1 protein-coding gene is annotated in these 269 nt (G+C 69.9%); it reads right to left on the bottom strand.

Translation table 11 applies throughout. From position 1 onward, the window contains the following. Positions 1-269: PDZ domain-containing protein (locus ACZ3HH_RS30185; protein ID WP_465810266.1), on the bottom strand; the 269-nt coding region annotated here is incomplete at both ends.

The raw sequence follows: 269 nt of genomic DNA, 5'->3' as shown, positions 1-269 counted from the left end.
CGATAGATCGACAGCTGCGCGTCCGAGCCCGGCGCCACTTGGCTGACATTGATGGCCAGTTCACGCGAGTTGGCGATCTTGTGGCCGTTGACGGAGACGATCACGTCGCCCGGCTGCAAGCCCGCCTTCTGCGCCGGGCTGTCCGGCTCAACGCTCGCCACCAGCGCGCCCCGCTCCTCGGCGCTCGTTTCCGGCAGGCGCAGCGCGCTCGCCATCTGCGGCGTCACCACCTGCGCCTGCACGCCGATGAAGCCGCGCGTCACCTTCCC

It is taken from the genome of Pseudomonas sp. PME37.24/025, from assembly GCF_055556615.1.
The sequence above is the reverse complement of the archived record's forward strand: the minus strand, read 5'-3'. Positions and strand labels throughout refer to the sequence as shown.